This is a genomic window from Nocardia carnea NBRC 14403, from assembly GCF_000308515.1.
Classification (GTDB): domain Bacteria; phylum Actinomycetota; class Actinomycetes; order Mycobacteriales; family Mycobacteriaceae; genus Nocardia; species Nocardia carnea.
Genome location: NZ_BAFV01000065.1, coordinates 57,866 through 81,970 on the forward strand (window position 1 = coordinate 57,866; position 24,105 = coordinate 81,970).

The window sequence follows — 24,105 nt, forward strand, 5'->3', positions numbered from 1 at the left end:
TTGGGACAGGACGGGATCCAACCGCGAGGAAGGCAGAGCATGACCGAACGCACGGCACCCGCTTTCGGGAACCACAGCGCAGCCGATGTCGTTGCCGCGGTGGACGGCTCACCCAGTTCGTATCGAGCGGTGGCCTGGGCAGCGGTCGAGGCGAGTATGCACGGCTGTGGGCTGCATCTGATCAACTCGTGGGCCATTCCGTCGGGATTCGGTCCCGAGGCCACGATGACCGAGAACGACCTGCGCTGGTTGTACGACCAGGGTCAGCGTGTCGTCGACGAGGCCGAGCACGTGGCCCGGACCGCCTCGCCGGGCAAGGCGCCGATCATCAGCACCGAGGTGACCTCCTTGCTCATCACCACGGCGCTCATCAAGCGATCGCACTCGGCCCGGATGGTGGTAGTCGGCAGTCGCGGCCTGGGTGCGTTCCAGCGCGGGCTGCTCGGCTCGGTGAGCACAGCCGTCGCCCGGCACGCGTGGTGCCCGGTGGCGGTCATCCACGCCGACGCACCGCTGGACTCGGTCTCGGCCGGGCGACCGGTAGTGGTGGGAGTGGACGGCAGCGACAACAGCGCGCCGGCGGTGGCGCTGGCGTTCGACGAAGCGGCCCGGCGCAACGTCGGACTGATCGCCATGCACTCGTGGAGTGACACCAGCGGACTCGATTTCCCGATCCGTGACTGGGACGACGTCCGGAACTCCGCCGACAGGGCGCTCGCCGAGACCTTGGCCGGCTACCGCGAACAGTATCCCGATGTCGCGGTGCAGCGGATTGTCCGCGTGGACCGGCCCGCGCGTTCGTTGCACGACGCCTCGGCCGACGCGCAACTCGTCGTCGTCGGCAGCCGTGGCCGCGGCGGATTTCGGGGTCTGTTGCTCGGCTCCACCAGCGACGCCCTGCTTCATTCGGTGGACACTCCGCTGATCGTCGTCCGCGCCCGGCCTGCACACAATGACAGTGCAGGCGAGCACGAGTAAGAGGGGCGCGCTACCGGCACCGACAGCGTCGGGTCATATTCCTGATCCTGGCCATCCTCGGTGCGGTGACGGCGCCCTCGGCGCTGCCCGTCCGCCGTCGCCGGGAGCGCTATGCGCGGCGCCCGCCGCGCTCACCGTCTCAACCCCCTCGGGACTCACACCTCTGCATGGTGACGTGCGCGCAGCCGTGCCAGACGCAGTCCGGCAAAGGTGAGCGCGACCGCAACGCATCCAGCGACGGTCATGAGCCGGTTGACGTCCACGGCGGGTTGCCAGCGCACGCGGCCGTCGGCGACCACATAGGCACCGACGGGCTTGGCTCCGACGCCGAAGCCACCGCCGGACCCCTCTTTCCCTTCCTCATCGGTACCGGCGCCACCGCCCGCCCCGCCGGAGACCGCCGCGGCCGTGATCACCGTGATCCCGTCGCGTTCGACGGGATCGGCGAACACTCGCCGGACACTCATCGAGTCCTTCGCTGTGGTGAGAATATCGTCGACCTTCATCATGTCCTTCCTGCTGTTCACCGAGCGTCGTGCGCGACCATGACCGGGCAACTCGCGTGCTGAACCACCGCGTTGCTGGTCGAACCGAGCAGCAGACCCCGGAATCCACCACGCCCGCGGCTGCCGACCACCACCAGTTGCGCCACCTTCGACCATGCGAGGAGCTGGTGGCGCGGACCGAACAGATAGACCTTGCGGATGACGTCGACCTCCGGGTATTTCTCCTGCCAACCCGCCAGCTGCTCAGCCACAACGGTATGAGCCGCGGCGGCCACATCGGGATTCGAAATCGCATTCGGATATCCCGCGAACCGGTCGAACCGCTGATCACTCCAGGCGTGCACCGCGATCAGCCGGGTCGACCGCTCCGCTGCCTCATTGAACGCAGCCGCGACAGCGGCTTCGCTGGTCCGGCTCCCGTCGACCCCCACCACCACCGGCAGCGCCGCGCGGGTGTGCCGGTCGGTATCGTCACCGCGCACGACCACGATGCAGCCGTGACCGTGCGCGGTGACGGCAAGCAGCGTGGAGCCGAGATGGGTGAACGTCCCGCTATCGCCCGAGGCTCCGAGAACGACCATATGCGCGTCGGCCGATCGGGCGAGCAACAGCCGCGACGGATCGTCCTCGGCGACTTCGGTCCGGATCCGCAGCGCGGGGTCGACGGTGCCGGCGAGCGAGACAGCCGCGGCAACATAGTCGGCCCCGCGCCGGCGGATGTTTTCGAGAACCCCGGGGACCGTCACATCGTAGATACCGAGCGCGCTCGAAGCAGCCATGAGATCGAGTCCGTGCACGATAAGTAACTCGCGGCCACGTAGGGACGCAGTTTCGGCGGCCCAGCGCACCGCCCGGCTCGCGGCATCGGAGCCGTCAGTTCCCACCACGACAGCCGCCGCTGCCGACATACGCGAGTGTCCGGTACGGTCCGTGGCCATTGCGCTGACCCCTTCGGCTCTACGAGGGCGAACACCCGTAGGCTAAATCGGCCGACCCGGGCGTCTCGCCTGCCATTGGTCATGAACACAGAGGCCCTTGGGCAGCGACGGTTCCTTCGCTGTCGCCGGTATCAGAGTCGTGCCGTACGCACGATCAGTACGTCTCCCTATGCGTCAGGAGACAGAGCAGCCGCAGCGAGGTGCGACTGTGGAGGTACGTTTGTGTTGGTGTCCAACTCACGGTGACGAGTCAGAGCACGACTGCGAGATACATCTGACTGCGGCAAGTTAGTAAGAAACCACGGAGACAGGATCCTGAAAATGCACAGGTGGTGCTCAAGAGGTTAACCGAGAATCTACCACTGTGCTACCAGGAGAGGGGCTGCTGCACGATCAGGTGACATTGTCACCTGATCGTGCAGCAGCCCCTTGTGGCCGGATAGGCGTGAACTGCGGGTTGGCCAGCCAGTCCCGCAGCTCGTTTCCGTTATGCTGAAGTCGACGCTCATCGCTGCGAGAGCTTCGATCACCGCTGGCGCGAGCTGTAGAGCGAACGTGGCGCACACCAGGTCGAGCCAGGGCCTGGGGAGTCGGCCCGGTCGGCGGCTGCGGCGGTCATACGCGAACCGCGGGCACGGGGGAGTGGAACCTGAAAAACGTTGTCTACGTTTCGGGTTGAACGCGGAAGCCCCAAGTCCGAGGTGCGCTTGCCGCGGTGGATTCGAGCATGTCAGGGGGACGCAAGGTCGGCAGGCGGGCCAGATCATGTCGCATGACGTTAGGTAGTAGAACGACAGTTTCGCTGACGAAATAAAGATTACGGTAATCAGATATGCGCATCTATATATTTTGACGTCATTCGCCCGGAACCTCACGTTGTCGATCTAATCCCCATAGCTTAGGACGAGACACATCCATCCATTCTGGAGAGATGATGAATACTGCGCCGCGCAGATACCGTCGATGGACCAGGCATGCCGACCGCACCTCGCCGCGACGGTCCACATCCTCGAACCGACCTTGGTAATCCTGCAAGGCAAGGCGCTGCGAGCACTGATCGCGCCTCACCTGAAGAACACCGAACGTATCGACCCGGCCAACGAGCATCTCGAACATGCCGAGTTCGCCGGCGTGCACACAACTGGGGCAGCTCGCCTGGCGGGCTACGCCACAGCTGCCCCCGAAGCACCGCACGCGACTGTCACACTTGGGCAACCGAGGCGCGGTAGTTGAGTCTGCCGCCGCGGGTAGCGGCGTTGCGCCGCAACTCACGGGAAATGGTCGACGGGCTACGGCCCAGGACCTGCGCGATCTCCCGCACACTCTTGCCCTGAATCCGCAGCAGCGCGATCTCCTCACACCAACCGACCACCCCTGTCATACGACGAAATTCACCTCGCGAGTCCGGCTCCGAGCATGAAGCGCACGAGATGTCGACCGGGCCGAAATCTCGTCCACGGAAGAAGGGGATCCTGCGGCGCCGAACCCTCTACTTGACATAATTACTTATTATCGGCAAACCCGTTGCAGCACAACAACACCCAGGGGAGTAGCCTGGCGGCAGCCGACCACCCACAGAGATCCGGAAGGTCACAGGCGTTCCGGACCTCCGGCATGGAGACCACGCAGAGTCCGGAAGGTGGCGCACGATCGACCGCGCAGTGGTTGCCAATCACTCGGCAGCCTCAGTCGACGGTCGCATCGATCGAATCCAGAAAAAGATGAGAGTGCCCGGCACGGCCACATCAGTCACACGCATCCCATTGCGTCACAGTGACGTATCCAAGCATGCATGAATATTCACCCAAGCCGTCGGTATGCGAAACGACTCTCAACCCTTCCCGGATTCACCGGCTACTCTCAACTCTTCCCGGATCACTCTCACCTTTTCCCGGATTGCACATGGGTCGCTACGGCTCGGTGTTCGGTCTCCGACCCGGCCTTCCGAAGAATGCCGATAATCTACATTACGTCAAGTAGTCTCCAGGAGACGGTCTGTGGGACGTCCCCCGCGGCAGCCGGCTCCCCCTGTGAACCCCGCTGTCCAGCAGGAAGGGGCGAGTCGACACGGGGCGGGGTGCGTGCCGCCGGGCACCGAGGCGAAGTCAGCACTCCAGGGTGATGCACGAACCGGCGCGGGCCGATCACTGTGAGAACGTGAGTCCAATGTCGAATCGCGACGTGCGTCCCGGCCTTGTCCGCGGACCACAGTCATCAGCTACCGCCCAAGTCTGGCCGGCTCTCGGTACCTATGTGGCGGGCACGCTGGCGGCCTCGGTCGCGCTGCTTGTCGTGCAACCCCATTCGGGTGTCGCTCCTGCGGCGCTGTCCCTGGTCCAGTTCGCTCCGGCGCTGGGCGCGCTCGCCACATGGCTGATATTCCGGCGGACCGTTGCCCGACAGTCCCCCGCGCCGGTTTCCGCCCGGCGAACAGGGATGAATATCGTGGCAGTGGTCGGTACCTCCGTAGTGTTCGGGCTGCTGGTCGCCGGAGCAGTCCTTGCTTCGGGGGCGGCTCTTGCTGGGCCTGCGGCGGCCGGGACTGTTCCCTTCACGGTATTCCTGCTACTGCAGCTGCTCGGTGCGACCGGCGAGGAGGTCGGGTGGCGGGGACTTATGCAGCCGATGCTGGAATCCCGGATGACCCGTTTCGCGGCGATTTCGGTGACCGGGGCGACCTGGGCGCTATGGCATGTTCAGGCATTCGCGGCAGGACCGGTGACCGCGGTGTGCTTCGTCGTATCGACGATGGCGTTCGCTGTTGTGCTCGGATACCTGAGTGAGGGCAGTTACGTTCAGCGTGTGCTGGTCGCTTCGGTCGGTCACTGGCTGATCAATATCGCGGTGTATCTACCGGTCGGTGACGACACCTTGGGCCGGCCGCAGGTTGTGTTCATCGCGGTTGCCGCTGTGATCGCCGCCGCCGGTGTGGGCACAGCGCGGGCTCTGCGGCGCGGTGACAGGTCTCCCCTGAGCTGAATTCGGGCGCCGGGTGTGGAGGCCCGCCCGGACCCCCACACCCGGCGCGGTCATCCATTGTGTCCGGCGGTTTCTCGGTCGAGTTGGTCGTTCAGCACGTGGGCAATGCGGGCCAGGACCGCCGGTTCGGTCATCGCCAGGTGGGTGGCGTCGATATCGATATCGGTGATGTGGCCGCGGACGTGCGGTTCCCAGCCTCGGTGGCCGGTGGCGGCGGCGCGGCGTTCGCCGGTGGCGGTGAAGTAGAGCATGTCACTGTCGAGGATCCGGGGTTGCCATTCGGCGGCGGCGCGGATCGACTGGTTGTAGGCGTCGGTCATGCGTTGGATGAGGGTGGCGTCGATACCGAGCTCCTCCCCCAGGTTCTGCCGGATCAGGGCGGCGGCTTCCTCGGCGGTGGCGTCGGTGGGGACGAAATCGATACCCATGACGGGGCCGAGGTTGGCGACGAGTTCGCCGGCGGTCACGGTGGTGACGGCCGATCGGTCGAATCCGTCGGCTTCGGCGTCCAGCAGGGCCAGTAGTGCGACTTCTTCGCCGGCGGCACGTATTTCGACGGCGATAGCGTGGGCGATCTGGCCGCCGAGGGACCAGCCGAGCAGGTGGTAGGGGCCGTGTGGCTGGATGGTGCGGATTTCGTCGAGGTAGCGGCGGGCGGTGTCGTCGATGGTGGCCGGTCCCGGGTCGGCGCCGCTGAGCTGTGGTGCCTGGATTCCGTAGATCGGCCGGTCGCCGGTGAGGTATTCGCCGAGGGGGCGGTAGCTCCAGGCCAGGCCCGAGGCGGGGTGGATGCAGAACAGCGGGGGTTGTGTGCCGGTGGTGCGGATGGGTAGCAGGACATCGAATCCCGGGCCCGCGGGTTCGCTGGTGACGTGTCCGGTGCGCATGCCGGTTTCGATGCGTTTGGCGAGTTCGGCGGGGCGCGGGTCGGACAGGATCCAGCTGACGGGGACTTCGTAGTCGAGTTCTTTGCGGAGTTCGCTGACCACCTGTACCGATTTCAGGGAGTTGCCGCCGAGGGCGTAGAAGTCGTCGTCGGCGCCGACGCGGTCCACGCCGAGGACGTGTCCGTAGGCTCGGGCGACTTCTCCTTCCAGCCAGGATTCGGGTTCCCGGAACTCCCCTACTGCGAAGACGGGTTCGGGTAGGTGTGTGCGGTCCAGTTTGCCGGAGGCGGTGAACGGTACGGTGTCGAGCACCATGACGGTGGTGGGCACCATGTAGTCGGGTAGTTCGGTGGCGGCGTGGGCGAGGACGGCGTCGGTGTCGACGGCGGCGCCGGCCGCGGGGACCAGGTAGGTGATGAGCCGGTCGCCGGTGGTGGAGGTGTGTACGGCGGCGATGGCGCGGGCGACGGTGGGGTGTTCGGCGAGGACGGCTTCGATTTCGCCGAGTTCGATACGCAGTCCGCGGAGTTTCACCTGGAAGTCGGTGCGGCCCAGGTATTCCAGTTCGCCGGTGCGCAGGCGGCGGGCGCGGTCGCCGGTGCGGTACATGCGTTCGCCGTCGGTGAAGGGGTCGGGGACGAATCGTTCCGCGGTGAGGCCGGGGCGGGCGTGGTATCCGCGGGCGATCTGGTTGCCGGCGAGGTAGAGGTCTCCCGCTACTCCGGGTGGGACGGGGCGGAGGTGGGTGTCGAGGATGTGGGCGCGGACGTTCCAGACGGGTGTGCCCATGGGGACGCTGCCGTCGTCGGTGCCGGTGACGGGGTGGGAGGTGGCGTGCAGGGTGAATTCGGTGGGGCCGTAGAGGTTGTGCAGTTCGGTGTGGGGCATGGCGCGGTGTGCGGTGGCGGCCACGTCGGCGCCGAATGCTTCACCGCCGACGAGTAGCGCGCGCAGGGAGGTGAGGGATTGTGCGGGGGCGGCGTCGGCGAATGCGGCGAGCATGGACGGGACGAACGAGGTGAGGGTGATGTGCCGGTCGTCGATGGTGTCGGCGAGGTAGGCGGGGTCGGTGTGTCCGTCGGGGCGGGCGATGACGAGGCGGGCGCCGACGGCGAGGGTGGCGAACAGTTCCCACACCGAGACGTCGAAGGTGGCGGGGGTTTTCTGCAGGACGGTATCGGCGGCGGTGAGGCGGTAGGTGCCGATGATCCAGTGCAGTTGGTTGAGGACGGCGCTGTGCGGGACGGCGACGCCTTTGGGGCGGCCGGTGGAGCCGGAGGTGAACAGGACGTAGGCGGTGTTGTGGGGTCGTAGTGGGGTGTGGCGGTCGGTGTCGGTGACGGGGGTGTCGTCGTAGCCGGTGAGGTCGATGCCGTCGAGGGTGGTGAGGTCGACGACGGGGGCGGCGGTGGTGAGCATGTAGTCGATGCGGTCGGCGGGGTGGGTGGGGTCGATGGGAACGTATCCCCCGCCGGCGGCGTGGACGGCGTACATGGCGGTGATCTGGTCGAGGGATCGGGGCATGCGTAATGCGACCAGGGTGTCGGGGCCGACGCCGCGGGTGATGAGCCAGCGGGCGAGGCGGTTGATGCGGGCGGCGAATTCGGCGTAGGTGAGGGTGTGGGTGCCGTATTCGACGGCGGGCCGGTCGGCGTGGGTGGTGGCGGCGCGGGTGAACAGGGCGGGGAGGGTTTCGTCCGGGTCGAGTGGCTGTTCGGTGGTGTTCCACCGGTGCAGGACGGCGTCTTTTTCTGTGGTGTCGAGGAGTTCGATGTCGTGGACCTGCCGGGTGGGGTCGGCGGCGATGGCGCGCAGCATGCGATGCAGGCGGGCGGCGAGGGTGGCGGCGGTGGCGGGGTCGAACAGGTCGGTGGCGTAGGTGATGCCGCCGGTGATTCCGGTGGGTGCGCCGGTGGCGTCGTAGGTGTCGGAGACGGTGATCTGGAGGTCGAACAGGGAGGTTGCGGTATCGGCTTCGACGGCGGAGGCGGTGAGTCCGGGGAGTTCGAATTCGGTGCCGGTCTGGTTCTGGAAGGCGAGCATCACCTGGAACAGGGGGTGGTGGGCGTGGGAGCGGACGGGGTTGAGTTCTTGGACGAGGCGTTCGAACGGTACGTCGGCGTGCCCGAATGCGGCGAGGTCGGTGCCGCGGACGTGGTCGAGGAGTTCGGTGAATGTCATCTGGGCGGTGAGGCGGGTGCGCAGGACGAGGGTGTTGACGAACATGCCGACGAGGTCGTCGAGTTCGGGTTCGCCGCGTCCGGCGTAGGGGGTGCCGATGGCGATATCGTCGGTGGCGGCGAGCCGGCCGAGGGTGGCGGCGAGGGCGGCGTGGAACACCATGAACAGGGTGGTGTTGTGGGTGCGTGCGATGGTGTCCAGGTCGGCGTGGAGGCCGGCGTCGATGGTGAGGGGGATGTCGGCGCCGGTGTAGGTCTGGATCGCGGGTCGCGGCCGGTCGGTGGGTAGTTCGAGTAGGGGTGGCAGGTCGGCGAGTTGGGTGGTCCAGTAGTCGATTTGGGCGCGGAGCAGCGAGCCGGGGTCGTGTTCGGAGCCCAGGACGGTGTGCTGCCAGATGGTGTAGTCGGCGTATTGGACCGGTAGTGGTGTCCAGGTGGGTGGGCGGCTGTTCACTCGGGCCTGGTAGGCGGTCATCATGTCGCGGGCCAGTGGGGCGAGGGAGGATCCGTCGCCGCAGATGTGGTGGATGACGACGGCCAGGACCCAGGTGTCGGGGCCGGTGTTGTAGAGGCGGGCGCGTAACGGTACTTCGCTGGTGACGTCGAAGACGGTGGCGACGAATCCGGCGAGCGCGGCGGGGAGGTCGGTGTCGTCGATCGGGGTGGGGTGCAGGGGTGGTGTGGTGTGGTCGGCGGGCAGGACGACCTGTGCGGGTTCGCCGTCGGTGTGCGGGTAGTAGGTGCGCAGCACTTCGTGCCGGTCGATGACGTCGGTGAGGGCGTGGTGCAGGGCGTCGGTGTCGAGGTGGCCGGTGAGGCGGATGACGATGGGGATGCTGTAGGCGGCGGAGTCGGGTTCGAACCGGTTGAGGAACCACATGCGCTGCTGCGCGTAGGACAGCGGGATATGCGGGGGCCGGGGTTGTGGGGTGAGTGCTACGCGTCCGGTGTCGGCGTGGGATTCGGCGCGGGCGGCGAGTTTGGTGACGGTGGGTGCGTCGAAGATCATCGCGACCGGGACGGTGGCGTCGAGGGCGGCGCCGATGCGGGCGGCGACGCGGGTGGCGACGAGGCTGTTGCCGCCGAGTTCGAAGAAGTCGTCGTCGGCGCCGACGGCGCGGTCGAGGCCGAGTACGTCGGCGAAAACTCCGGCCACGATCTCTTCGACCGGGGAGGCGGGGGCCCGGAATTGTTTGGCTTGCAGGACGGGTTCGGGCAGGGCTTTGCGGTCGAGTTTGCCGTTGGGTGAGAGCGGGATCCGGTCGAGGACCATGATCGCGGCGGGCACCATGTAGGCGGGGAGGGTGTCGGCGAGTGCGGTGGTGAGGGTGTCGGCGGAGAGGTCGGCGCCGGGGGCCGGGACGACGTAGGAGACGAGGGTGACGGGTCCGGTGCCGTCGCGGCGCGGGATGGTGACGGCGTAGGCGATATCGGGGCGGGCGCCGAGTGCGGTGTCGATTTCGCCGAGTTCGACGCGGTAGCCGCGGACTTTCACCTGGAAGTCGTTGCGTCCCACGAATTCGAGGTCGCCGTGGGTGTTCCAGCGGACGAGGTCGCCGGTGCGGTACATGCGGCTGCCGGGTTCGGCGTAGGGGCAGGCGGTGAATCGGGCCGCGTTGGTGGCGGCGCGGTTGAGGTAGCCGCGGGCCAGGGCGGGGCCGGCGAGATACAGTTCGCCGGTGACGCCGACGGGGGCGGGCCGGAGGCGGTCGTCGAGGACCAGGGCCTGCATTCCCGGGAGTGGGGTGCCGATGGTGGGTCGTTCGCCGGGGTGTACGGGGGCGGTGGCGGTGGCGACCATGGTGGTTTCTGTGGGCCCGTACAGGACCCGGAATTCGCGGGTGCCGGCGCGGTCGGTGCCGGCCCACCGGTTGATGAGGTCGGCGGGGACTTCGTCGCCGCCGGACATGACGGTGCGGAGGTCGTCGAGTCCGGTGGGGTCGACGGAGGCGAGGGCGGCGGGGGTGACGAAGGCGTGGGTGATGCGGTGGGTGCGGAGGAATTCGGCGAGTTCGTCGCCGCCGTAGATGCCGGTGGGAGCGATGACGAGGGTGGCGGCGCGGCCGGCGGCGAGCAGGATTTCCAGGAGGGAGGCGTCGAAGGACGGGGAGGCGAAGTGCAGGACGCGGTCGCTGGAGTCCGGCGGGGTGCCGCTGCGTTGTGCGGTGACGAAGTCGGCGATTCCGGTGTGGGTGACGGCGACACCTTTGGGGCGGCCGGTGGAGCCGGAGGTGAACACGATGTAGGCGGTGTTGCCGGGTCGTAGTGGCCGGAGCCGGTCGGTGTCGGTGACGGGTTCGGCGGATTCGGTGTCGATGTGCGGGTGTGCGTCCGGGGAGTCGAGGAGGATCCAGTCGACGTTGCCGGGCAGTTGGGGTCGGGTGGCGGTGAGGGTGAGGCCGAGGTGGGCGTGGGAGTCGGTGACCATTTGTTCGATGCGGCCGGTGGGATAGCGGGGGTCGACCGGGACGTAGGGGGCGCCGGTTTTGACGACGGCCCACCAGGCGACGATCGCTTCGGCGGTGCGGCCGGTGGCGACGAGGACGGGGTGTTCGGGTCCGGCGCCGCGGCGGATCAGCAGCCGCGCCAACTGGTTGGATCGGGTGTCGAGGTCGCGGTAGGTGAGTTCGGTGTCGCCGGCGAGGAGGGCGGCGCCGGTGGGGTTGGCGTGGACAGCGGCGGCAAATACGTCCGGGAGCAGGGCGGGTGGCTGCGGGCCGGTGGGGTGGGGTCCGATCCGGGTGAGCAGGTCGTGGTGTTCGCTGGTGTCGAGCCAGTCGATATCGCCGACGGCTACCGCGGGGTCGGTGGTGACGGCTTCCAGGACGCGCAGCAGTCGGGTGACGAATTGGTGTGCGGTGGTGTCGTCGAACAGGTCGCGGGCGTAGGTGAGGGTTCCGGAGAGTCCGCCGGCTGCTCCCCCGTCGTCGTAGGTGTCGGCGAGGATCAGTTGCAGGTCGAATTGGGACAGTCCGGTGTCGATATCGGCGCGGGTGACGGTGACGCCGGGGAGTTCGACGCCGGTGCCGGCGAGGTTCTGGAAGGCGAGCATCACCTGGAACAGGGGGTGCCGGTCGGTGGCGCGTTGCGGGTTGAGTTCTTCTACGACGCGTTCGAACGGTACGTCGGCGTGTTCGAAAGCGGCGAGGTCGGTGTCGCGGGTACGGGTGAGGTGGTCGGTGAACGATTCGCCGGTGTCGACGGGGGTGCGCAGGGCGAGAGTGTTGACGAACATGCCGACGAGGTCGTCGAGGCCGGGTTCGCCGCGGCCCGCGACGGGGGTGCCGATGACGATGTCGTCGCTGCTGCTGAGGCGGGCGAGTACGGCGGCGAGGGCGGCGTGTACGGCCATGAACAGGGAGGAGCCGCGGGTGTGGGCGAGGTCGAGGAGCTTGGTGTGCAGGGCGGCGTCGATGGCGACGGGGATGCGGCCGCCGGCGAGGGAGGCGATCGGTGGGCGGGGCCGGTCAGTGGGGAGGTCGAGGCGGTCGGGGGCGTCGGTGAGGGTGTCGCGCCAGAACTGCAGCTGGGCCGACAGCAGCGATTCGGGGTCGTCGGCGGCGCCGAGGACTTCGCGCTGCCAGAGTGCGTAGTCGGCGTATTGGACGGGTAGTGGCTGCCAGTGGGGTGCGTGGCCGCCGGCGCGGGCGGCGTAGGCGGTGACGACGTCGCGGGCCAGTGGCCCCATGGATTGTCCGTCGCCGGCGATGTGGTGGACGACGAGGACGAGCATGTAGTCGCCGGTGCCGAGGTCGAACAGTCCGATGCGGAGCGGGACTTCGGTGGTGACGTCGAATCCGGTGCGTACGAACGCGGTCACGGTATCGGTCAGGGTGGCGGCGTCGGCGGGGACGGTGTGCAGGGGCGGGGCGGGGTCGGTCAGGACCTGTTGGCGGGGTTCGCCGGCGGTTTCGGGGTAGATGGTGCGGAGTACTTCGTGGCGGGCGATGACGTCGGTGAGGGCGTCGTGCAGGGCGCCGGTGTCGAGGTGGCCGGTGAGGCGCAGCATCACGGGAATGTTGTAGGCGGCGGAGTCGGGTTCGTACCGGTTGAGGAACCACATGCGTTGCTGGGCCAGCGACAGCGGTACGGGTTCGGGGTGGGGGCGGGCGGTGAGCGGTATGCGGTCACCGCTGCGCAGGGTGGTGGTGTGGCGGGCCAGGGCGGCGACGGTGGGCGCTTCGAACAGGGCCCGGACCGGGACGCGGACGCCGAGGGCGGCGCCGATGCGGGCCACCACCAGTGAGGCGCTGAGGGAATCGCCGCCGAGGGCGAAGAAGTCGTCGTCGGCGCCGACGCGGGGCATGTCGAGGACTTGGGCGTAGGTGTCGGCGACCAGTTCTTCCGGCCAGGTGGCGGGGGCCCGGTATTCGCGGGCGGCGAATGCGGGTTCGGGGAGGCGGTCGCGGTCGAGTTTGCCGTGGGCGGTGAGCGGTACGTCGTCGAGGACCATGATCGCGGCGGGCACCATGTAGGTGGGGAGTGCGGCGGCGAGTGCGGCGGTGAGGGTGTCGGCCGAGACGTTCACTTCCGGTGCGGGCACCACATAGGACACCAGTCGTGCCGGTCCCCCGTCGCCGTGGTGCGCGAGGGTGGTCGCGAAGGTGATGTCGGGGCGGGCCGACAGGACGGCGTCGATTTCGCCGAGTTCGACGCGGGAACCGCGGACTTTCACCTGGAAGTCGTTGCGTCCCACGAATTCGAGGTCGCCGCCGGGGGTGCGGCGGACGATATCGCCGGTGCGGTACATGCGGGCGCTACCGGTGTCGAACGGGCAGGCGATGAACCGGGTGGCGGTCAGTCCGGGCCGGTCGATGTAGCCTTCGGCCAGGCCCGGCCCGAACAGGTATAGTTCGCCGGCCACGCCCTGCGGTACGGGCCGTAGCCAGGTGTCGAGTACGGCGGCGGCCACGGGGCCGACGGGGCGGCCGATACCGATCGGTGTGGCGGCGGTCAGTTCGCCGGCGGTCGCCCAGATGGTGGTTTCGCTGGGGCCGTAGAGGTTGATCATGGTGCGGCCGGGTGCCCAGCGGTCGACCAGTTCTCGTCCGACGGGTTCGCCGGCGGTGGCCAGGACGCGCAGGCCGGTGAGGTCGTCGGCGGGGACGGTGGACAGGGCGGACGGGGTGATGACCGCGTGGGTGATGTGTTCGCGGCGGATGAGGTCGGCGAGTTCGCGGCCGCCGTACACGTCGGGGGGTGCGATGACCAGGCGGGCGCCGGAACCGTGTGCCATGAGCAGTTCGAACAGGTTGGCGTCGAAACTGGGCGAGGCGACCTGCAGGACTGTGGACTGTTCGTCGACGTGCAGGGTGCGGTGTTGTGCCGCGACCACGTCGGCGAGGGCGCGGTGCCCGACCCGTACACCTTTGGGGGTGCCGGTGGAGCCGGAGGTGTAGATGACGTAGGCGCCGCGGTCCGGGTGCAGTGGGGTGCCGCGTTCGGTGTCGGTGACCGGTTCCGGGGATTCGGCGGCCACACTGCGGTGGGTGGTTTCGTCGTCGATGATCAGCCAGTCGATTCCGGCGGGCAGGTTCGGCGCGGTGGCGGTATCGGTGATGCCGAGGCGGGCCGCGGAATCCGACAGCAGGAATTCGATGCGCCCGGCGGGCAGGTTCGGGTCGATCGGGACGAACGCGGTCCCCGCTTTGGCGGCCGCCCACAGGGCCACGACACCGGGCAGGGACCGTGGGAGTGCGAGGGCGGTGATCCGGCCGGGGCGGGCGCCGCGGCGGAGCAGGGTGCGGGCGAGGCGGTTGGATTGTTCGTCGAGTTCCCGGTAGGTGAGGGTCGTGGTGCCGTAGTGTGCGGCGACCGCGGCGGGTGCGGTAGCGGCGGTCGCGGTGAGGATCCCGGCGAGTGTGTCGGGGGTGTGGTGGGCGGTGCCGGGGTGGTCGGGTGCCGGTACGTCGGGTAGTGCGAGCGCGCCGAGTCGCGTGGCGGGGTCGCGGGCGATGCGGGTGAGGATGTCCACGAACCGGGTGAGGATGTGGTGGGCGTGGGCGCTGTCGAAGCCGTCTTCCAGGAAGCGGAGAGTGATTCGCAGGCCGGGTGAGCCGTCGTGGGTGGGGGCGACGACGAGGCTCAGCGGGAACGGGGTGGCGTCGACGCCGCTGATCTCGCCGATGTGCAGGCCCGCGGATTCGACGAGTCGCTGCAGGGCGGGGCGGTCGACGGGGAACGATTGGAACGCGATCGCGGTGTCGAACAGTTCGGTGACGCCCGCGGCGCGCTGGATTTCGGGCAGCCCGATGTAGTGGTGGTCGAGCATGCGGGCGTGCTGGTCCTGGATTCGGGTCAGCAGGTCGCGCAGTGTGTGTGCCGGGTCGAGCCGGACCCGCATCGGGATGGTGTTGAGGAACATGCCGAGGGTGCGGTCGACGTCCGGTAGTTCCGGTGGGCGGCCCGAGACCGCGGAACCGAAGACGATGTCGGTGTCGCCGGTGAGGACGCGCAGGTTCAGCGCCCAGGCGGCCGCGACGGCAGTGTTGACGGTGACGGCCGTGTCGGCGGCGACGTCGCGTAGCGCGCCGTACAGGTCGGCGGGTAGGTCGGCGTTCACTTCGGCGGCGGTGCTCGCGGTGGACGTTGCGCGGGCGACGCGGGTCGGGGAATCCACGTCCGCGTATTCGCGCGCCCAGACGGATTTGGAGGCGGCGGGGTTCTGGTGTTGCAGCCAGGTCAGGTAGTCGCGGTAGGACGGCGCGGGTTCGGTGGCGCCGATCCGTTCCGGTGTGCCGTAGTTTTCGAGGAGTTCGCCCATGAGCAGCGGCATCGACCAGCCGTCGAGGATGACGTGATGGTTGGTGACCAGCAGCCGGTGCACGCCGGGTTCGAGGTGCAGCAGGGTGAACCGGATCAGTGGCGGCGCGGACAGGTCGAAACCGGCGGCGGCGTCGGCGGCGGCGATCTCGGCGGCTGTGCGCGGATCGTCGCGGGTCAGGTCGATATCCCGGAATACGGTGCCGGTGTGTTCGACGACGATCTGGTGTGGTCCGGCGGCGGTTTCGACGAATCCGGCGCGAAGGATGTCGTGGCGGTCGATCAGGGCCTGGGCGGCGCGGCGCAGCCGGTCGGTGTCGATATCGCCGGTGAATCCGATGGTGGTCTGGACGGTGTAGTTGTCGGTGGTGCCGGTGTCCTCGCCGGTGAAGGTGGAGTGGAAGTGGATACCGGATTGCATCGGCGACAGGGGCCAGATGTCGGTGAGGCCGGGATAGCGTTGCCGTAGTGCGTCGATCTCGGGTTCGTCGAGGGTGACGAGCGGGTGCTGCGCGGCGCCGGTGTCGGTGGCCGGGAGGTCGTGGCGGGCGGTGGCGGCGAGTGCGGCCACCGTTTTGCCTTCGAACACTTCACGGGGGGTGAGGACGAGGCCGGCGGCTTTGGCCGAGGCGACCAGGCGCATGGAGACGATACTGTCGCCGCCGAGGGTGAAGAAGTTGCTGTCGGCGGATACGTTGTCCCGGTGCAGGACCTGCGCGAACAGGTCCGCCATGGTGTGTTCTTCGGGGGTGGCGGGGGCGCGGCCCGCGACATCGGGTGTCGTGAATTCGTGGTGCTGTAGCGCTTTCCGGTCGACTTTGCCGGTGGCGGTGACGGGCATGTCGCCGAGTTCGATGATCGCCGCGGGGTTCATGTAGTGGGCGAGGGTGCGGTCGAGGTGGTCGTGGAGTGCCGTCGTGTCCAGGGTGGCACCCGGGGCGGGGACGACGTAGGACACGAGGATCGGTTCGCCGGTGGGGCCGGTGCGGGTGATGGTGGCGGCGCTCGCGACCGCGGGATGGCGGGTGAGCTGGGTGTCGATCTCGCCGGGTTCGATGCGCAGGCCGTGGATTTTGACCTGTTGGTCGTTGCGGCCCAGATATTCGAGTTCGAGTCCGGTGCGGCCGTGGATCCAGCGCACGGAATCGCCGGTGCGGTAGAGGCGTTCACCGTGGGCGGAGTAAGGGTCGGCGACGAAACGGGACGCGGTGGTGGCGGGCCGGCCGAAATAGCCGCGGGCCAGGGCGGGTCCGCCGAGGTACAGCTCCCCCGCGACCCCGGCCGGTACCGGCCGCAGCCACATATCGAGGACCGTGACCGATATGCCGTGGACGGGTCCGCCGATGGTGACCGGTTCCCCGGGCTGCAGGGCGGCGGATCCGGTGGCCCAGATCGTGGTTTCGGTCGGTCCGTAATGGTTCATCAGGCGCCGGCCGGGCGCCCACCGGTGCACGGTGTCCGCGCCGGTGGCTTCACCGACGACCGCGAGAGTGGTGAGGTCCGGTAGCCGTGCGGGGTCGAGGGTGTTCAGCACGGACGGGGTGATGATGGCGTGGGTGACGTGCCCGATGCGTAGTAGTTCGGTGAGGTCTGTGCCGCCGTACACGTCGGGGGGTGCGATCAGCAGGCAGGCGCCGTTGCCGTGGGCCAGGAGCAGTTCCGAGACGCTGGCGTCGAATCCGGGTGAGGCGACCTGCAGAACTGTGGAGGTGGAGTCCGCGGCGAAGGCTTCGGTGTGGGCGGCGACGAGATCGGCCAGACCGCGGTGGGTCACCTGGACCGCTTTCGGGGTGCCGGTCGACCCGGAGGTGAAGATGAGGTAGGCGGTGTTCCCGGGTGTCGCCGCGCGAGTGGGGGTCGGCGCCGCGCGCCGCATGTGGGTGTCGTCGAGGGTCAGCCAGTCGACGGTGCCGGGGAGGTGTGCGGCCACGGGGACGGTGGTGATACCCAGGCCGGTACCCGAATCCGCGAGCATCCCGGCGATCCGGTCGCCGGGGTTGGCGGGATCGAGCGGGATGAACGCGGCCCCGGTTTTCGCGACCGCCCAGATCGCGACGACCAGATCGATCGACCGTGGGAGTGCCAGGGCGACAAAAGTTTCGGGGCGGGCGCCGCGATCGGTGAGCAGGGCGGCGAGGTCCTCGGCGCGCTGCTGCAGGACACGGTAGGTGAGGGTGGTGTCGCCGGATCGTACGGCGGCCGCGTCCGGGTACCGGTGGGCGGTGGCGGTCAGGATGTCGTGCAGGGTGCGTTCGGGGACGGCGGGCGCGCCGGTGGCCGGCAGCGGTGCACGGGTTTCGGGGTCGCGGCCGGGGGTGACGGCGGCAGTGTGGGTGGTGGGGTCGGTGACGAGCTGGGTGAGGATCTGCTCGAATCGGGCGAGCAGGGAGCCGGCCTGTTCCGTGTCGAACCGGTCGGCGGCGTAGCGCAGGGTGATCGTGTAGGTGCCGGCGTCGTCGCCGGTAGGGCGCGGCGGGGTGACCTGCAGGCTCAGTGGGTAGGGGGTGGCGTCCTGGGCGTCGAGATCGACCAGTTGCAGTCCGGCGGCGTCGAGGTCGCGGGCCAGGCCTTCCCGGTCCAGCGGATACGATTCCAGCACCGTGACGGTGTCGAACATATCGGCGATACCGGTGGCGTGCTGGAGTTCCGCCAAACCGATATGGCGGTGTTCGAGCATCGCGGCCTGTTCGGATTGCACCCGGATCAGCAGTTCGGCGACCGTTTCCCGGGGGTCGAACCGGACCCGCACCGGCAGCGTGTTGATGAACAGGCCCACCATGTGTTCGACGCCGAGCAGTTGCGGCGGGCGATGCGACACCGTGTTACCGAACACCACATCGGATCGTCCGGTCAGGGCGGTGAGCAGCAACGCCCACGCCACCTGGACGGTGGTGCCGGCGGTGACACCGTGGGAGCGGGCCAGGTCGAGGACCGCGGCGGCGGTCGCCGTATCGAGGTCGAGCCCGACCTCACCGCCGGCGGCGCTGCCCGTACGGTCCGGGCGGCCGGTGACCCGGGTCGGGTTGTCCACCCCGGCGAGCATCCGCTGCCAGGCGGTGGTGGCGGCATCGTCGTCCTGGGTGTGCAGCCACTGCAGGTAGTCGCGGAACGATCGTGGAGCCGCGAGATCAGCTGCCTCGGCGCCGTTGGTGTAGAGGACGAGCAGTTGATGGATCAGCAGCGGCATCGACCAGCCGTCCAGGACGAGGTGATGGTCGGTGATCAGCAGCCGGTATTCGGTGGCGCCGGTGCGCAGCAGCTGGAAGCGCAGCAGCGGCGGGCGGGCCGGGTCGAACGGTGCCGCCGCTTCGGTGGTGAGGCGGTGGAGTTCGCGGTCGCGGGCAGTGGGATCGTGGGCGGTGAGGTCGGTTTCGCGCCAGTCGGCGCGGACGTTCTGCAGCACGATCTGGCGGGGGCCGTCGGCTGTTTCGACGAAGGCGGTGCGCAGGCTGTCGTGCCGGTCGATCAGCGTTTGCGCGGCCTGACGCATCCGCTGCGGATCGACCTGACCGGCCAAAGTCAGTGTCGCCTGCACGATGTAGCTGTCGTCGCCGTCGCGGTCGTAGAGGGTGTGGAACAGCAGCCCGGTTTGCAGCGCGGTCAGCGGCCACACATCGGTCATTGCCGGGAATTCCCGCGACCAGCCGTCGATATCGGCCTGCGAGACCGTGACCAGCGGGAAATCGGACGGTGTGTAACCGCCGGCGGAATCGGTGTGCAGATGCGCGGCCAGGCCGTGCAGTGCCTGCACCCACAGGTCGGCGAGTTCGGCCATCGCGTCGGCGTCGACGATGTTGCGGGCGAACTCCCAGGTGGCGTCGAGTTCGAGGCCGTCGGGGCCGGATTCGGCGATCGCGTTCACATCCACTACCGCGGGCAGTGCCATCCGCGGATCGGTGGTCGCGGTCAGCGAGGTGAATTCGGTGGTGGGTGTCCACGCCCCCGAGTGGTCGCGGACACCCACCCGCCCCAGATAGTTGAAACTGATCTGGGGTTCCGGCGCGCTCCCGAGTTCGGCGCTGCCCACGGGATCGAGGTAACGCAGCATCCCGTAGCCGATCCCGTTGTCCGGGACCGTGCGCAGTTGTTCCTTCACCTGTTTGATCGCCGACCCCGCGGCGGGGCCGCCGGCGAAGGCGTCGTCGAGATCGACGCCGGACATTTCGAGCCGGACCGGGAACCGGGTGGTGAACCAGCCGGCGGTGGCGCTGAGATCGGCACCCGGTACCGCCTGCTCTTCACGGCCGTGGCCTTCCAGGGAGATCAGTTCCGTGCCGGCGGTGCCGCCGCGGCGGGCCCGCCATTGCGCCAACGCCAGCGCCAGCGCTGCCAGCAGTGGGTCGTTGGCGCTGCCGTGGAAGCGGGCCGGGAGGGTGGTGAGTACTGCTTCGGTGATATCGGCCGGGATACGCAACCGGATCCGGCCGGCGGTGGCCATGACATCACGGGCAGGGTCCAGTGGCCGTGACCCGAGCAGCCGGTCACCGCCGGCGAGCACCTCTGTCCAGCGTGCGAGTTCCGCCGGGCGCCGCGCGGAGGCCTGTTCGGTCAGGCCGTGTACCCAGCGCCGGACCGAGGTGGTGCCCGCGCCGGGCTGCGGGTCCTCGCCCGTCGACACCTGCAGCCAGATATGGGCGAGGTCGGCGAGCAGGATCCGCCATGACACCGCGTCGACGGCGAGATGGTGGATCACCAGCCACAGCAGGTCCGGGGCCGCGCCGGTGCCGTCCTGCATGCGGACGGCCTGCACCAGCACACCGGCGGCGGGGTCGAGGTGGTCCGCGGCCGCCTGCAGGTGCCGGTCGATTTCGCCTGCGTCGCGGTCGCGCAGCGTCCGGTCGGTGAGGACGGTGGCGGCGTCGACGGATCCGGGGGCCGCGACGTCGAGGCGGTGTTCACCGGAGGCGGTGACGTGCAGGGTCGCGCGCAGTATGTCGTGGCGGTCCAGCAGGGTGTGCAGGGCGCGCACGAGATGGGCGGGGTCGAGGCGATCCGGTAGTTCGACGAGCGTGGCTTGGGCGAAGCGGTCGTAGTGGCCGCGGCCGAGCATGGCGTGCACGATCGGCGACAGCGGGATCGGGCCGGTGCCGCCGCCGGGTAGTTCCCGCAACTGCGGCGCGCCACCGGCTTCGGTGGCCATAGCGGCCAGGGCGGCGACGGTTTTGTGCTCGAATACGTCCTGGGTGGAGAACCCCAGGCCCACGGCTTTGGCGCGCGACACCAGCTGGATCGACAGAATACTGTCGCCGCCGAGAGCGAAGAAACTGTCGTCGGCGCCGACCTGCGGTACCCCGAGGATCTCACTGAACAGGCCGGCCATCAGGATTTCGCGGGCGGTTTCCGGGGCGCGCCCGGCGGGGGCCGCCCCGAATTCCGGTTCCGGGAGCGCGGCACGATCCAGTTTGCCGAACGCGTTCACCGGCAGCCGGTCCAGTGGCACGATCACCGCCGGCACCATATGCGGTGGCAGGGACTCGCGGGCGAACCGTTGCAGCTGCTCCGGGTCGGCGCGGTGGTCGTCGACGGGGACGACGTAGGAGGCCAGGACGGTCGCGCCGGCATTGTTGTGCACCGGTACGGTGACCGACAGGTCGACGTCCGGGTGGGCGGTGAGGGCGGCATCGACTTCGGCGGGTTCGATCCGGTAGCCGCGGATCTTCACCTGGAAATCGCTGCGGCCCAGCAGTTCCAGCGACACCCGCGAATCCTCGACGGTCCAGCGGGCGAGATCGCCGGTGCGGTACATACGCTGTCCCGGGTCACCGTGGGGGTCGGCGACGAAACGGGCCGCGGTATCGGGGAACCGTCGGTTGTAGCCGCGGGCCAGGCCGGGCCCGGCCAGATACAGTTCTCCGGCGGTGCCGACCGGCACCGGTTGCAGGGCCCGGTCCAGGATCATCGCCGCCACACCACGGATCGGGCCGCCGGCGGTGAGGTCACGGCCGGGCCGGATCCGGGCGGCCGCGGCGGTCACCGTGGTTTCGGTGGGCCCGTATTCGTTGAACATCGCGCAGTGCCGCGACCACCTTTCGATCACATGCGGCGGGCATACGTCACCCCCGACCACCACTACCCGCAGGTCGGTGAGCGGATGGGGGTCCACGGTCGCCAGCATCGCCGGTGTCAGCGTCAGATGGGTGATGTGCCGGTCGGCCAGCAGCCCGGTGAGCCGTTCGCCGCCGATTACCTCCGGCGGCACCACCACCAGTGTGGCGCCGTTGGCGAAACAGGTGAGGAACTGTTCGAAGGAGGCGTCGAAAGCCGGTGAGAGGGCATAGGACACCCGGGACCGCGAGGTCATACCGTAGGTGTCGCTGCGGTCGGCGGCGAGGTTCGCGAGGCCGCGGTGGGTGACCTGCACGCCTTTGGGCACACCGGTGGAACCGGAGGTGTAGGTGAGGTAGGCGAGGTCGCCGGTGTGCAGCGGGCGGGTGCGGTCGGCGTCGGTGACCGGGCCGGGATCGTTGTCCGCGCAGGCCTGCCGGGTTGCGGGGTCGTCGGCGAGCAGTGCCGGCGCGTCGGCCGGTAGCCGGTCGCGGAGGGCGTCGAGGGTGATCACCGTCCGGGCGGCGCTGTCGGTGATCATGTGCTCGATACGTTTCGCCGGATAGTCCGGGTCGACCTGCACGATCGCGGCACCGCATTTCGCGACCGCCCATGCCGCGACGATCGTCTCGGCGGAGCGGCGCAGTACGATCGCCACCGCCGTGCCGGGCCCGCAGCCGCGGCCGATCAGGTACCGCGCGAGCTGCGAGGAACGGGTGTCGAGGTCGCGGTAGGTGAGTGTTTCGGTGGTTGTGGCGATCGCGGTCGCGGCGGGATCACGGTGGGCGCCTTCGGTGAGGATATCGGGGAGCAGCCGGTCGCCGGTGTTTTGCGGTCCTCGTACGGGCAGCAGCGCGGCCCGTTCCGCCGGTTCCAGTAGCGGCAGGGTGCTGACCGGGTGTTCCGGTCCGCCGGCCAGGAATTCGTGCAGGAACATCAGGAACCGGGTGTGGTGGGCGGCGAGTTCGTCACTGCTGTAGGCGCTCGGGTTGCCCTGGAAATCGATCTGGGTGCTGTCGCGGCCCGCACCGGGATAGATATTGACGAACAGGTCCGCGGTGGGGCCCGAGGTCAGTACGTGCAACCGGCCGGTGGTGGTGCCGAGCACGATCTCGTTGTCCACCATCATCAGGTTGACCGCCGGGCCGAACGACGCGGTTTCGTCGCGGGCGATCCCCATATCGTGGAAGATGTCCTCCTGCCGGTATCGCTGCCGCCGCAGGGCACTGGTCAGCTCGCCCTGTACGGCGTCGATCACCGCGCCGGTGCCGCGGCCGGCGACGGGGACCCGCAACGGAACCACATTGGCGACCATGCCGCCGGACCGGCGCAGCACCGCGGAATGCCGGCCCGACACCGGCAGGCTCAGCAATACTTCGTCGCTGCCGGTCATCCGGGCGAGATAGGCGGCGAACGCGGCGACGATCACGGGTGTGACGCTGGTTCCGCGGTCGGCTACCACCCGGTCCAGCAGTTGGGCGGTGACATCCGGGAGGTCGGCGCTGACCAGGGCCGGATGAATGGTGGGTTTGCCGACACGGCCCGCGAGACTGACCACGGGTGGGGCGCCGTCCAAGTGTTCGGTCCAATAGTTGCGGTCGTTGTCGAACCGTGTCGAACCTCGGTACGACAGGTCCTGGTCCACGATTTCGCTGAGATCCTTCGCCGTGGAGGCCGGCGGCTGCTCCCCCGTCACCCACGCGTTGTACAGCTCGGTGATCCGCTGCAGCATTGTCACCGCGGCGAAACCGTCGAGGACGATATGGTGGGCGCGCTGGTACCACAGGTAGTGGTCCGGGCCGACATGGAAGACAACGCATTTCATCAGGCGGTCGCTGCGCAGGTCCAGCGGGGCGGAATAGTCGCGGACCATCAGGTCGTGCGCGGCCGCCACGGGGTCGTCGTGGCCCCGTAGATCCAGCACCGACACCGGTGAGGGCAGTCCTTCGTCGACGATCTGATACGGCTCGCCGTCCTCCTCGACCAGTCGCACATAGGCGGAACCGAACTCGCGGCCGGCGGTATCACAGGCCGCGACCAGCGCATCGAGGTCGATGGGGCCGGCGATTTCGACATACTGCGCCACCGAAATCGGGGATGACCCGGCCAGATGCTGGGCGAACCAGATCCCGCGCTGCGCCGCGGACAGGCGCAGCCTCTCGCCGGTCCGCGGGCTCGGCGAGGCGCCGTTGTGGCTGCCGTTGCCGTTGTGCGGGTGTGCGCCGTTACCGGGGACCGGGCCGGGGAACTCTGCCGCGCCGCCCGGCGCGGAAACCGACTGTTCCCGGCTGCTGTCGAGGTTGCGCTCGGACTGGGTCACCTGACCTCCATGAATTTCGTCGTTTCGAGGGCCGGTCGACACGTCGAGACCGCCCCCGCACCGCAAGAATTCGTCAATCACTCCGGAAAGCCGAAGTGAATTTCATCGAAATGGCACCGAATGCCGCCGGTGCGGAATTGGTTCGCGATTTATGCGGCATTCGGCAATGGCTGGATAATTGTGGTCAACCCGTAATGGATCACCTTCGAGTATTGAGACCTGACGGTTATCGAATTCGTGTAGAAGGCCGTCGTGAATTATCGGCGGCTAGGGTCGCGAGTCGTCGCGCACGATGACCGGACGGTCATCGGTACGGGCGGCCGTGAATCCCGGGACGAGGCGTTGCCGGCGAACCCGACTCCAGGGCGGACTCCCGGCGGACCCGGTGCGCGTCGGTGGCGCGCTCTGGCAACCCCTGCCCGGCGGGCAGTAAGTTCGCAGGTCACAGCGGTGTCTCGGCCCCGTATTGGGTGCGGCGGGCAGGAAGCGGACCGTCGTGGAATTCATTGG

The 24,105-nt window shown here is 68.7% G+C and carries 6 protein-coding genes and 1 pseudogene; 2 read left to right on the plus strand and 5 right to left on the minus strand.

Annotated elements, in window-relative coordinates; all coding sequences use genetic code 11:
• Positions 1–39 precede the first annotated feature (39 nt).
• Positions 40–978 carry a universal stress protein gene (locus tag ON22_RS23075; protein ID WP_051157978.1) on the plus strand — a complete coding sequence of 313 codons (939 nt, stop codon included), beginning with the start codon at positions 40–42 and terminating at the stop codon, positions 976–978.
• Positions 979–1,133: 155 nt separating this feature from the next.
• Here the strand turns inward: ON22_RS23075 and ON22_RS23080 are convergent, their stop codons facing one another.
• From ON22_RS23080 to ON22_RS23090, 4 genes and pseudogenes are all read right to left on the minus strand, one after another.
• Positions 1,134–1,484, minus strand: a complete 351-nt coding sequence (locus tag ON22_RS23080) for a spore germination protein GerW family protein (protein WP_033243125.1) — start codon at positions 1,482–1,484, stop codon at positions 1,134–1,136.
• Between the two features lie 17 nt (positions 1,485–1,501).
• A complete protein-coding gene (locus ON22_RS23085; protein ID WP_051157979.1) occupies positions 1,502–2,422 on the minus strand; it encodes a universal stress protein in 921 nt (306 codons plus the stop codon).
• Between the two features lie 855 nt (positions 2,423–3,277).
• Entirely contained in the window at positions 3,278–3,538 is a 261-nt protein-coding gene (locus tag ON22_RS36830; RefSeq protein WP_156052239.1) for a hypothetical protein, read from the minus strand.
• 91 nt (positions 3,539–3,629) lie between these two features.
• A pseudogene (locus ON22_RS23090) lies at positions 3,630–3,803 on the minus strand (helix-turn-helix domain-containing protein); the annotation flags it as partial.
• Between the two features lie 785 nt (positions 3,804–4,588).
• On the opposite strand from ON22_RS23090, the gene ON22_RS23095 reads away from it, so the two are divergent.
• On the plus strand, positions 4,589–5,401 hold the full coding sequence (locus ON22_RS23095) for a CPBP family intramembrane glutamic endopeptidase (RefSeq protein WP_157170432.1): 813 nt from the start codon (positions 4,589–4,591) through the stop codon (positions 5,399–5,401).
• Positions 5,402–5,451: 50 nt separating this feature from the next.
• Here the strand turns inward: ON22_RS23095 and ON22_RS23100 are convergent, their stop codons facing one another.
• Positions 5,452–23,595, minus strand: coding sequence for a non-ribosomal peptide synthetase (locus ON22_RS23100; protein WP_033242902.1), 18,144 nt, complete (start codon positions 23,593–23,595; stop codon positions 5,452–5,454).
• Positions 23,596–24,105 lie beyond the last annotated feature (510 nt).

Coding starts and splice junctions, on each gene's coding strand:
- ON22_RS23075 (WP_051157978.1), top strand. CDS start 40: ATGACCGAACGCACGGCACCCGCTTTCGGGAACCACAGCGCAGCCGAT.
- ON22_RS23080 (WP_033243125.1), bottom strand. CDS start 1,484: ATGAAGGTCGACGATATTCTCACCACAGCGAAGGACTCGATGAGTGTC.
- ON22_RS23085 (WP_051157979.1), bottom strand. CDS start 2,422: ATGGCCACGGACCGTACCGGACACTCGCGTATGTCGGCAGCGGCGGCT.
- ON22_RS36830 (WP_156052239.1), bottom strand. CDS start 3,538: ATGTTCGAGATGCTCGTTGGCCGGGTCGATACGTTCGGTGTTCTTCAG.
- ON22_RS23095 (WP_157170432.1), top strand. CDS start 4,589: ATGTCGAATCGCGACGTGCGTCCCGGCCTTGTCCGCGGACCACAGTCA.